Annotated in this window: 10 protein-coding genes; 7 read left to right on the top strand and 3 right to left on the bottom strand. The window is 46.1% G+C overall.

The window, feature by feature from the left end:
- Positions 1-113 precede the first annotated feature (113 nt).
- The gene (locus QUA16_RS13165; protein WP_333106288.1) at positions 114-623 is read left to right on the top strand and encodes a TIGR02652 family protein; all 510 of its coding nucleotides are present in this window, start codon (positions 114-116) and stop codon (positions 621-623) included.
- 162 nt (positions 624-785) lie between these two features.
- The gene (locus QUA16_RS13160; protein WP_333106289.1) at positions 786-1,223 is read left to right on the top strand and encodes a VOC family protein; all 438 of its coding nucleotides are present in this window, start codon (positions 786-788) and stop codon (positions 1,221-1,223) included.
- Positions 1,224-1,267: 44 nt separating this feature from the next.
- Here QUA16_RS13160 and QUA16_RS13155 read toward each other — a convergent pair whose 3' ends face one another.
- Entirely contained in the window at positions 1,268-2,020 is a 753-nt protein-coding gene (locus QUA16_RS13155) for a cupin domain-containing protein (protein ID WP_333106291.1), read from the bottom strand.
- 256 nt (positions 2,021-2,276) lie between these two features.
- Here QUA16_RS13155 and QUA16_RS13150 point away from each other — a divergent pair, with 256 nt between their 5' ends.
- From QUA16_RS13150 to QUA16_RS13140, 3 genes are all read left to right on the top strand, one after another.
- Positions 2,277-2,597 carry a VOC family protein gene (locus QUA16_RS13150; RefSeq protein ID WP_333106335.1) on the top strand — a complete coding sequence of 107 codons (321 nt, stop codon included), beginning with the start codon at positions 2,277-2,279 and terminating at the stop codon, positions 2,595-2,597.
- 219 nt (positions 2,598-2,816) lie between these two features.
- Entirely contained in the window at positions 2,817-4,817 is a 2,001-nt protein-coding gene (locus tag QUA16_RS13145) for a heavy metal translocating P-type ATPase (protein WP_333106292.1), read from the top strand.
- 181 nt (positions 4,818-4,998) lie between these two features.
- Positions 4,999-6,303, top strand: coding sequence for an Nramp family divalent metal transporter (locus QUA16_RS13140; RefSeq protein ID WP_333106294.1), 1,305 nt, complete (start codon positions 4,999-5,001; stop codon positions 6,301-6,303).
- Between the two features lie 88 nt (positions 6,304-6,391).
- Here the strand turns inward: QUA16_RS13140 and ctpB are convergent, their stop codons facing one another.
- The gene (ctpB, locus tag QUA16_RS13135; protein WP_333106295.1) at positions 6,392-7,711 is read right to left on the bottom strand and encodes a carboxyl-terminal processing protease CtpB; all 1,320 of its coding nucleotides are present in this window, start codon (positions 7,709-7,711) and stop codon (positions 6,392-6,394) included.
- Between the two features lie 196 nt (positions 7,712-7,907).
- On the opposite strand from ctpB, the gene QUA16_RS13130 reads away from it, so the two are divergent.
- Entirely contained in the window at positions 7,908-8,753 is an 846-nt protein-coding gene (locus QUA16_RS13130) for a hypothetical protein (protein WP_333106297.1), read from the top strand.
- 82 nt (positions 8,754-8,835) lie between these two features.
- On the opposite strand, the gene QUA16_RS13125 is transcribed toward QUA16_RS13130, so the two are convergent.
- Positions 8,836-9,405, bottom strand: a complete 570-nt coding sequence (locus QUA16_RS13125) for a pseudouridine synthase (RefSeq protein ID WP_333106298.1) — start codon at positions 9,403-9,405, stop codon at positions 8,836-8,838.
- 250 nt (positions 9,406-9,655) lie between these two features.
- Here QUA16_RS13125 and wecB point away from each other — a divergent pair, with 250 nt between their 5' ends.
- Entirely contained in the window at positions 9,656-10,768 is a 1,113-nt protein-coding gene (wecB, locus tag QUA16_RS13120) for a non-hydrolyzing UDP-N-acetylglucosamine 2-epimerase (protein WP_333106301.1), read from the top strand.
- Positions 10,769-10,861 lie beyond the last annotated feature (93 nt).

Raw genomic sequence — 10,861 nt, 5'->3', positions numbered from 1 at the left:
GGAGCGGAATGAAGCGAAAGTTTCACGTTCCGTTCTGAAGGAGAGGTAGGGGTAGAAATGCCCCTATCGACTCTAACCACTTTTGCAGAGAAAATATGCTGGGACGCAAATAAATGATTGAAGTTGCCTTGCAATACCCGATGTTTGGCCCGGAAATTCAGTGTCCCCACTGTCGCCAAACAATTCCGGCTCTAACGCTCACGGATACCTATTTGTGTCCGCGTCACGGGGCATTTGAGGCAGATCCAAAAACGGGGGAACTGGTTCACCTTCAGTCTGGGCGGCACTGGCGCCGCTGGGAGAATGAATGGTATCGCCAGCACACGCACCCGGACGGGATTCGGTTTGAAATTCACGAAGCGCTCGATCGACTCTATACTCAAGGCTATCGAGCAACTCGCGTGATCGTTGCTCAACGCTATCGGGACTTAATCAGCGCTTATTTGGAACGCAGCACGCCTTGGCGCGGTCAGTCGGACTCGCCGCGGCCGAGGCTGTACGGTTTGCCTGTGGATTTTAGCCCCGATCCCCAAGAGGACCCTTGCTGGGAAGTGATTAATTTTGATTTGGAAAAAGAGCCGGGAGTTCCGATTAGATATCCCTATTTTCGGTTGTTTGAATAGTTATTAGTCAGTAGTCATTAGTCATTAGTTATTAGTTATTAGTCATTAGTTAGTTCCTATTCCTAATGCCTAATGCCCAATGCCCAATGCCCAATGCCCAATGCCCAATGCCCAATGCCCAATTCCCCAATCTAAAATCTAAAATCTAAAATCTAAAATCGAATGCACCACGCCTCGATTCGCACTGCTAACATTCACCGGGCGATCGCCTTTTACGAACAGTTGGGATTTACTGTGAGCGATCGCTTTACCACAGGTTATACCCTAGCCTGTTGGATGGAAGGTCTCAACGGACGCATCGAACTAATTCAAATCCCCGAACCAAAACCCGCACCGGATGCTTTCGGAGACGAGCATTATGTTGGATATTATCATTTATCTTTCGATTTAACTGAAGCGACAACAGACTTACCTAGCTGGTTGCAGTCTCTGAAAGAGCGGTTTGAGGAAGCTGCTTCATACCAACCCAATCAGGTTCAACCTTTGAAAGTTTTATTAGAACCGACTCAACAGGCGATCGGGTCAAATGTTTACGAAGTAGCTTTTATTGCCGATACTGATGGTTTGCCCTTAGAGTTTATCCGGCGCATGAATGGCTAATGAGGTCAGTAGTTAGTAGTCATTTCACTTCCTACCGCTAATCCTTAGCCACAAGACTCTGTTGTCTCAAAAGGGTGTCGGAAGTCTTTCCCAACAATAAATCGCCTTGCATCTAAAGGATAAGTCTTAACATAAACCAGACAACCGGTGGCCGACGACGGACTATAGGGAGAATTGGGTGAATACCGCAGCCAACTACCAGTTGGGAAATCTCGTAACTCATCACTCCAAGACCCTTCGATGACAAAGATTTCTTTCACCTCAGATTCAACTACGTTCCACAAAGCCGTGCCTGGTTGCCAGCGTTCCACCCAAACTTTTTCATAAAAACCCTCTTGCTCATAAAGTGGCTTTACTTCAATTTGGGGAATAGCACCGGGCTGCCAGGACAAGTCGTAAATATTCGTTTTCACCCGCTGGCGAGTGGTTCCACCATGTTGCCGTAATTTAACAAATGTCAGGCAACCTTCATCGCTATAAGGACGATGGATAAACCCTTCGGGATTGAGCATATAAGATCCTGGAGGATACACACCGGTTTCATCGGCGAAGTTACCCTCAAGTACCAAAATTTCTTCTCCACCCGGGTGTCCGTGTAGCGGGAAAAAGCCACCCGGATCGAAGCGAGTCAGCATGGTGACGGGATGATCTTGAACGTTATCGTCAGACTCGAAGGCACCAAACCAGATGCCCGTAAAAGTGGTCTGATGCCAGGTTAGCGATGACTGCAAGACCCCGGCTCGACTGGATAGGTCGTTGTGAATTGGTTGAGGTAGCCACTCATGTTGAGAAGACATAATTCTTGAAATTTAAAATGAATACCTGATTGTGTATAGGCTGGTTCCTATAGCAAGTATACATAAATCTTATGCTATTTGCTGGGCTCGCCTATTCCCTATTTATACTGTTTCGCCAGTTCGATCGTTTGATCTAGCAATATACCGCCCACAGGATCTGGCCCATAGGAATCTCCGATGTCTTTCCTCGCAATGACTGTATCGCTCTGGGCAGGTGAGCGATCGCTTTACCAGAGGTTATACCCTAGCCTGTTGGATGGAAGGTCTCAACGGACGCATCGAACTAATTCAAATCCCGGAACCAAAACCCGCACCGGATGCTTTCGGAGACGAGCATTATGTTGGATATTATCATTTATCTTTCGATTTAACTGAAGCGACAACAGACTTACCTAGCTGGTTGCAGTCTCTGAAAGCTCGGTTTGATGAAGCTGCTTCATACCAACCAAACCAGTTTCAAGCTTTGAAAGTTTTATTAGAACCGACTCAACAGGTGATCGGGCCAAATGTTTACGAAGTAGCTTTTATTGCCGATACTGATGGTTTGCCTTTAGAATTTATCCGGCGGCTTAATTAGTTAATCACTAACGACTATGGATAATCATTCTCTCTCTCAATCGGAAACAGAGAATAGTTATTACTCTTAATCCCTAGTAACGTTCGCTACCAACTTAACAATATTTTTCTAAAATATACTAGAATTTTAACTCAAAATCTAGTATATTTTATTTTTAACTCTATAATATGAATATATATTCATACTATCAGGTATTGGGATAAACGCAGGAAAAACCATATGCAAAAAGCAAAATCGAGCTATTCCGGCTGCTGTAGTTGCAGTCATGAGGACGACCACCACGAACACAGCCATGAGAATCATAACCACGACGACCACGGCCACGGCCATGACCACGACCACGGCCACGGAGATTTTAACCTGAATCAAGAATTGATTCCTGTGATATTGGTTGTTGTACTATTTGTGGGCGGTTTAATTTTTGAAGAAAAACTGCACAACACGCCCTATTCTATAGGTGAATATCTGGTTTTCATCCCAGCCTATCTTTTAAGCGGATGGAATGTTTTAACAAGTGCGGGTCGCAACATTCTGCGAGGTCGAGTGTTTGATGAAAATTTCTTAATGACTGTAGCAACACTCGGCGCTGTCGCTATTCACAAACTCCCTGAAGCAGTGGGGGTGATGTTGTTTTTCAAAATCGGAGAACTTTTTCAAGAATTTGCCGTTGGGCGATCGCGTCAATCGATCAAATCGCTTTTAAAAATTCGCCCAGACAGCGCCAACCTCAAAGCAAATGGCGACATCAAAAAAGTTTCGCCAGAAACCGTAGCCGTCGGCGATATCATCCTTGTCAAACCGGGAGAAAAAATTCCCTTAGACGGTGAAATTATCGACGGCAACTCTCAGATTGACACATCTGCACTAACTGGAGAATCAGTACCTCGAACCGTGAAAGCTGGAGAAACAGTTTTAGCAGGAACAATTAACCAGACAGGAGTTCTCACCGTCCAAGTTACCAAACTCTTCGGTGAATCTTCAATCTCCAGAATTCTGGAATTAGTAGAAAATGCCAGAAGCAAAAAAGCTGAAACTGAGAAATTTATCACCAAATTTGCCAGTTACTACACGCCTTTTGTAGTATTTGCATCGCTAGCAGTGGCTTTAATTCCGCCTTTGTTCATTTCAGAAGCAACTAATGCAGACAGATTTTTATGGGTTTACCGCGCCCTTGTCTTGTTAGTTATTTCCTGTCCTTGCGGGTTGGTAATTAGCATTCCTCTGGGATACTTTGGGGGAATTGGCGGTGCAGCCAAGGGCGGTATTTTGGTTAAAGGCTCGACTTTTCTAGATACCCTGACAGCAGTCAAGACAGTTGTTTTGGACAAAACAGGAACTCTGACAAAAGGAGTTTTTAAAGTAGCCCAAATTGTGCCTCAGAATGGTTTTTCCCAAACAGAGTTAATGGCAATAGCGGCTAAAGTAGAATCTAAATCCAATCACCCAGTCGCGAAATCTATTCTGGAAGCTTACGGCGGAAAGATAGATTCATCGGATGTGAAAGGTTATGAAGAAATAGCGGGGCACGGCATCCGAGCAAAATTAAATAATCAAATTGTGCTGGCGGGAAATGACCGTTTGCTGCACCGAGAAAAAATTGCTCACGATGTCTGCAATGCTGAAGGTACAGTAGTGCATTTAGCGGTAGACAACCGCTACGCTGGGTATATTTTGATTGCTGACGAGCTTAAGGAAGACGCAGTACAGGCTATTCGCGACCTCAAGAAACTGGGTGTTGAGCGAATCGTGATGCTCACAGGAGATAATCAAGCTGTAGCCGATAGTGTTGCTAAAAAGCTCGGTTTAGATTCCTATTTAGCCGAGTTATTACCCGAAGGAAAAGTCGAGGCGATCGAAAAACTGATCGGCGAATCTAAAAAAGGCGACAAAATTGTTTTTGTCGGGGACGGAATTAATGATGCACCAGTGCTTGCTAGAGCTGATGTTGGCATAGCGATGGGGGGTTTGGGCTCCGATGCGGCGATCGAAACTGCCGATGTTGTGATTATGGCAGATGCACCGTCTAAGGTGGCCGAAGCCATCCAAATTGCCCGGAAAACTCACAATATTGTTTGGCAAAATATCATTTTTGCCATGTTAGTCAAAGGCATATTTATTGCTTTGGCTGCTTTTGGTTTAGCGACAATGTGGGAAGCAGTTTTTGCCGATGTTGGGGTGGCTTTAGCAGCTATTTTCAATGCGACTAGAGTTTTGAAATAGAGTCTTCGCACATAAGAGTGCTTTTTGGCGATCGACCTCATCATAGTCGATCGCGCGAACCTCGGTTCAACCCCAAAAATATACGGTGACTCCGCCGGAATTTGATCCATACGACTGATCAAATTCCGCTAAACTTGTCATATTATGAAAAGAATATGAAAAGTGTTGAACGGTACAACCAATGACTGACTCGGAAAATAGGCCCAGCTTGCCTGAAGTCCACCGCAGCATCCCCGTTCCCAACAGCAAAGGTTTCTGGCGTAAAATGCTGGCCTACGCAGGGCCTGGATATTTGGTTTCTGTCGGTTATATGGATCCCGGAAACTGGGCGACTGACTTAGCGGGAGGAGCAAAGTTTGGCTATGCGCTATTAAGTGTGATTTTGCTATCTAATTTGATGGCAATTTTGCTGCAATCACTCTGCGTGCGTTTGGGAGTGGCAACGGGACGAGACTTGGCACAAGCTTGTCGAGATTATTTCAGTCCGCGAGTCAGTTTTTTGCTGTGGATACTTTGTGAAATTGCTATTTCTGCTTGTGATTTAGCGGAACTTGTTGGTAGTGCGATCGGACTGCAATTGCTATTTGGCATTCCCTTAGTTTGGGGGGTGTGCATCACTGCGCTAGATGTAATAATGGTGTTATTTTTACAAGGGAAAGGCTTTCGTTATATCGAAGCTTTGGTGATTACGATTATTGCAATTATTGGCGGTTGCTTTATCGCAGAAATAATTTTTGCCAAACCAGATGCCGGAGGACTTTTACTCGGTTATGTTCCCAGCCTAGAGATTTTGCAAAATCAGGCCATGCTTTATATTGCGGTTGGTATTTTGGGGGCAACTGTGATGCCCCACAATCTTTACTTGCATTCATCGATCGTCCAAACTCGCGCTTGGGAAGAAGCTTCTGATAAAAAATGGGAAGCAATTAAATTTGGCACAATTGATTCAACCGTAGCGCTGTCAATAGCTTTGTTTATTAATTCAGCAATTCTGATATTGTCGGCTGCAACTTTTCACTCTTACGGCTATCAAGAAGTAGCAGAAATTCAAGATGCTTACAAACTGCTTTCTCCGGTGCTGGGTGTGGGTTCTGCCAGTGCAATTTTTGCCTTTGCTTTATTGGCTTCGGGGCAGAATTCAACCTTGACTGCAACTCTTGCAGGACAGATTGTGATGGAAGGGTTTCTCAATTTTCGGCTGCGGCCTTGGTTGCGGCGGTTGCTGACTCGACTGATTGCCATTGTGCCAGCTTTGATCGCAATTATGTTGTTTGGTGAAGGCAGTACAACTAATTTACTGGTTTTCAGTCAAGTGATTCTCAGTTTGCAATTACCCTTTGCAGTAATTCCCTTGGTAATATTTACCTCAAACCGCAACTTAATGGGAGAGTTTGTGAATCCATTTTGGCTGAAAGCCTTAGCTTGGTTAGTGGCTAGTATTATAGTAGGATTAAATAGTTGGCTGTTATTACAAACCATTTTCTAGCAATCTGAGGCTAAATCCAACTACAAAAACAAAACCCGCCGGTGCGGGTTTCATCTTAAAGCTAATTGTTAAGGACTGACGGTTTCAACTACTTTTTAGGAACAACAACCTCATTAGCGGCCACGGGACGCGCCGACGAAGCGGTAGTTTTCAAAAGTGCGATCGCCTGCGCGTAGCAAGGATCGTCCTTAGTCGCAACTAACGTCGGTTTGTTAGCTAATTTCAGCTTTTGTTCGTTAGTGACTTCGACTTTAACATCGGGAGTAACGCCCTTGTGGCTGATATCCGTACCGTTAGGAGTATAGTAGTGAGCGATCGTCACCGCCAATCCCGAACCGTCAGCCAAAGAATGCACCGACTGCACCAAAGCTTTGCCAAAAGTTTGACCGCCCATCACAGTTGCGCGCTTATTATCCTTCAGAGCACCGGCCAAAATCTCGCTGGCGCTGGCTGAGTTGTCGTCCACCAGCACCACCAAAGGCTTGTTAGTGATTGCAGTGCGGTTGGCGCGCATTTCCTGAGAATCGCCCGCCCGATCGACTGTGCGGACGATCGCCCCTGTATCCATCCACATCCGAGCGATATCAATGCTCACTCGCAGCAACCCGCCGGGATTGCCCCGCAAATCCAAAACAAAAGCGTCAGCTTTCTGATCCGAGAGCTTTTTAATCGCCCCCTGCATTTGTTCGCCCGCGTGGGAGCTAAACTCTTGCAAACGGATGTAACCCACATTCTGACCGCCTTCTTTCTTGAGGCTGTAGCGAACCGCTGCTACCTCAATTCTCGCCCTAGTCAGAGTGATGTCAAATTCGCTTTTGCCCTCACGAGCAATCCGCAGCGTGACTTTCGTGCCTTCAGCCCCCCGAATTACCTGAGCAGCATCCGAGACAGTCATGCCTTTGGTAGCTTTGCCGTCAATCACCAAAATCCTATCGCCCGCTTGAATCCCTGCCTTCAGGGCCGGGGAATTTTCCATCGGCTCGACTACAGTAATCGCTTTCGTTTTCTCGTCTTCTTCCAGCCTCATCCCCACCCCTGTCAGTTCCCCAGAGGTTTGATTCGTCAGCGCTTCGTACTGCTTCGGGTCCATGAAGCGCGTGTAGGGGTCGTTTAATTTCTCTAGGGCTTTGCGGAGGGCGGTGTAGGCAGCTTCGCGAGAGGTATAGTTTTTGCTCAGCAGTTCTTGGCGGGTCACTTGCCAGTCAGTCTTGTTAAAGCTGCCATCAACATAATCTCGGTTCACAATTTGCCAAGCTTCGTCTAAGACAGCTTTGGGGCTATCTTGAAGCTCGGCGCGGACTGATTGACTCAGCCCGGGAACGAGTAAAGATATCGAAGCGGTTGTTGCCATCGCCCCAGTGAACAGGGCTGCCTGTAATTTAGAAAAGCGTCTGCGGGCTTGATTCATTGAATTTGGCTCAATTCGATTTTAGATTTTTGATTTGAGATTTTATATTGCTAAAAAATCTCACACTACTACTTAAACTATTGTGTGGAGGCTACACCATCCCTTTTGACAGTTTAACGAGATTCATAGTCGATCGCCAACCAATTATTACTCTCTTTCAATAAACTTAATTTAAAACTTGGATTTATAAAGTGCCGTGGAAGCTAAAATCGAACAATTTTCGCGTAAGTGGTTGAGCCTGCTCCTTAATGGAGCTATCGGTCTAGCAGCGCTGGCGGGGGTCGTCGCCATGCAGTCGAGCGGGCAGTTGGGCGGAATGTCCCCAGTTCGTGTTCAGGGGCAAAAGCCGCTCTCTGCAATGTCTGCTGCCCAGTTCAAGCAAGCCGCACAGCAAGAGGCGCAGCAAGAAGCCCTGCGGCTAAAAATGCTCAAAACTATCCCTAGTTTTGGGTTTGACAATTTAATTGCCGATTGGACATTTATCAAATTTTTGCAGTATTTTGGCGACGACGAAGCGCGAGATGTGACGGGCTACAATCTGAGCCAAGATTATTTTGACATAGTTACGCAGCGCGACCCGAGGTGGGCTGACATCTACCTGTTTCTTTCCACAGCTATTTCTTTTTATCAGGGAAAGCCTGAAACTGCTGTTCAGTTTATAGAGCGCGGTACGAGCGCTCTTTCCCTTTCGCCACAAATTCATTCCCAATCGTGGATAGTGTGGCGCACTAAAGGTATTGATGAGTTGCTGCTGTTGGGGGATATTCCCGAGTCAATTCACTCTCACGAAATGGCCGCTGATTGGGTGGAAAAAAACCCGTCAGGGGCTTCATTGGCGCAGATGTTTCGAGCCACTGCTGAGTATTTGCGCCGAGATCCCGATAGCGTGCCGGTGCGGTTTACTGCTTGGAACACGGTTTATGCTCAAACAACTGATAAGTTGGTGCGTCAAAGGGCCAAACAAGCTCTTGTCAAGCTGGGAGCTCAGGTGCAAAAAGATAAGGATGGAAACGAGAGTTTTATTTTGCCGCCTCGAAAGTAGTTGACGGTTGACTGTTGACTGTTGACGGTTGACTGTTGACTGTTGACTGTTGACTGTAATTCTCCAATCTAAAATCTCAAATCTAAAATCTCAAATCGGCTTGAGTTAGTTCGCGCCATTCACCGGGTTTGAGGCCTTCCAGACGCAAATGCCCGATCGCACATCTGACTAGCCGCAGCGTCGGAAACCCCACTGCTGCGGTCATCCTGCGGACTTGGCGGTTGCGGCCTTCTGTGAGAGTCATTTCCAGCCAAGCTGTCGGCACGTTTTTGCGAAATCTAATCGGCGGTTCGCGGGGAGGCAAAGGGGGTTCTTCTAACAATAATTGCACTTTTGCCGATCGAGTCCGATAATCTTGAATTGTGACACCTGTCTGCAAAGCTGCGATCGCACTTGCATCAGGAACTCGTTCAACTTGCACCCAGTAAGTGCGGGGATGAGCGAATTTCGGGTCACTGAGGCGGTGCTGCATTTGTCCATCATCGGTTAGCAGCAACAAACCTTCACTATCGCGATCGAGCCTTCCTACTGCATAAATGTTAGGAATAGGAATATAGTCTTTGAGAGTGCTGCGTTTAGTCTCACTAGAGTTGTCAGTGAATTGAGTTAAAACATCATAAGGTTTGTAAAATAGAATGTAACGATAGGGCATAAGCAATTAACAAAAATGTACTAATATCAATAATCCTGTAGGGGCGGGTTTCACCAACAATAATTGGCTAAAACTCACAATCTCAAAAACCCGCCCCCACCCAACGTCAAACCACTTTCTATCTCTCCTCTGCGCCCTCTGCGCCCTCTGCGGTTCCTAAAAAAATAAATCTTGTTAACCAACGATTCAAACCTGCTATAAAATATTCAGCCTTTAAGAGCCTCGCAAATCTCAACTACCCAATTTTACCATGTCCGAAGCCACACACCGCGTTTGCATCGTCTTAGGAACTCGCCCGGAAGCGATTAAACTAGCCCCAGTAATTCAACAGTTCAAAAGTTCGCCAACCTTTGACACCCAAGTAATTTTAACCGGTCAGCACCGAGAAATGGTCGAACAAGTAATGCGAATGTTCGATCTAAAAGCCGATCGGGATTTAGCAATTATGCAGCACCAGCAAACCTTGACAGATATTACATCTCGGAGTTTGCAGGGTTTGGAAGCCTTGTTTAAAGAATTGCAGCCCGAAATCGTCTTAGTTCAGGGCGATACAACCACAGCGTTTGCCGCTGCTTTGGCGGCATTTTACCAGAAAATACCCGTAGGTCACGTAGAAGCCGGATTGCGGACAGACGACGTGTTCAATCCTTACCCCGAAGAGGCTAACCGACGGTTGATATCTCAGCTCACAAGGCTGCATTTTGCCCCGACAGCGCTGGCTGCGGAGAATTTAGGGCGATCGGGCGTTTTGGGAGAAATTCACCGTACAGGCAACACAGTAATCGATGCTTTGCTTTCTGTCGCCAAACGCCAACCCGAATGCAACATTCCTAACTTAGATTGGAGCAAATATCGTACAATCTTAGCAACTGTTCACCGCCGCGAAAATTGGGGAGAACCTTTAGCAGGAATTGCTCACGCATTTCTCCAAATCTTAGATAAGTTTCCAGATACAGCATTGCTCTTACCTCTACATCGAAATCCCACAGTCAGAGAACCTTTGCAAGCTCTTTTGGGCAACCATCCGAGAGTCTTTTTAACTGAACCTTTAGATTACGCAGAATTAGTAGGAGCGATTCAGAGATGTCATTTAATCCTCACAGATTCCGGCGGCTTGCAAGAAGAAGCACCGAGTTTGGGAAAGCCAGTTTTAGTATTACGAGAAACCACAGAAAGACCAGAGGCAATTTCCGCAGGCACCGCTAAACTTGTAGGTACTAATTCTGATATAATTTTCACAGCAGCGGCAGAATTGCTGAGCAATTCCGAAGCATACAATGCAATGGCAATGGCAATTAATCCCTTTGGTGACGGTTTGGCAGCCTCGCGGATTTTGAAAATTGTTGAAGAGTATTTTAGTTAACTACCTCTCGATTATTCGGCGGTTGAAACGGCAATTAAACAAACAAAGTCCCCGCAGAGGGGGACTAATTTCTGCTAAAAAAACTCGGTTTTT

Origin of the sequence: Microcoleus sp. S13_C3 (assembly GCF_036700905.1) — a bacterium.
Lineage (GTDB): Bacteria > Cyanobacteriota > Cyanobacteriia > Cyanobacteriales > Microcoleaceae > Microcoleus.
This window is presented reverse-complemented; position numbering and strand designations above follow the sequence as displayed.

Excerpts from the sequence above, each read along its gene's own strand:
- QUA16_RS13155 (WP_333106291.1), bottom strand. The coding sequence starts at position 2,020 with ATGTCTTCTCAACATGAGTGGCTACCTCAACCAATTCACAACGACCTA.
- QUA16_RS13125 (WP_333106298.1), bottom strand. The coding sequence starts at position 9,405 with ATGCCCTATCGTTACATTCTATTTTACAAACCTTATGATGTTTTAACT.
- QUA16_RS13160 (WP_333106289.1), top strand. The coding sequence starts at position 786 with ATGCACCACGCCTCGATTCGCACTGCTAACATTCACCGGGCGATCGCC.
- ctpB (WP_333106295.1), bottom strand. The coding sequence starts at position 7,711 with ATGAATCAAGCCCGCAGACGCTTTTCTAAATTACAGGCAGCCCTGTTC.
- QUA16_RS13145 (WP_333106292.1), top strand. The coding sequence starts at position 2,817 with ATGCAAAAAGCAAAATCGAGCTATTCCGGCTGCTGTAGTTGCAGTCAT.
- QUA16_RS13140 (WP_333106294.1), top strand. The coding sequence starts at position 4,999 with ATGACTGACTCGGAAAATAGGCCCAGCTTGCCTGAAGTCCACCGCAGC.
- QUA16_RS13165 (WP_333106288.1), top strand. The coding sequence starts at position 114 with ATGATTGAAGTTGCCTTGCAATACCCGATGTTTGGCCCGGAAATTCAG.
- QUA16_RS13150 (WP_333106335.1), top strand. The coding sequence starts at position 2,277 with ATGGAAGGTCTCAACGGACGCATCGAACTAATTCAAATCCCGGAACCA.
- wecB (WP_333106301.1), top strand. The coding sequence starts at position 9,656 with ATGTCCGAAGCCACACACCGCGTTTGCATCGTCTTAGGAACTCGCCCG.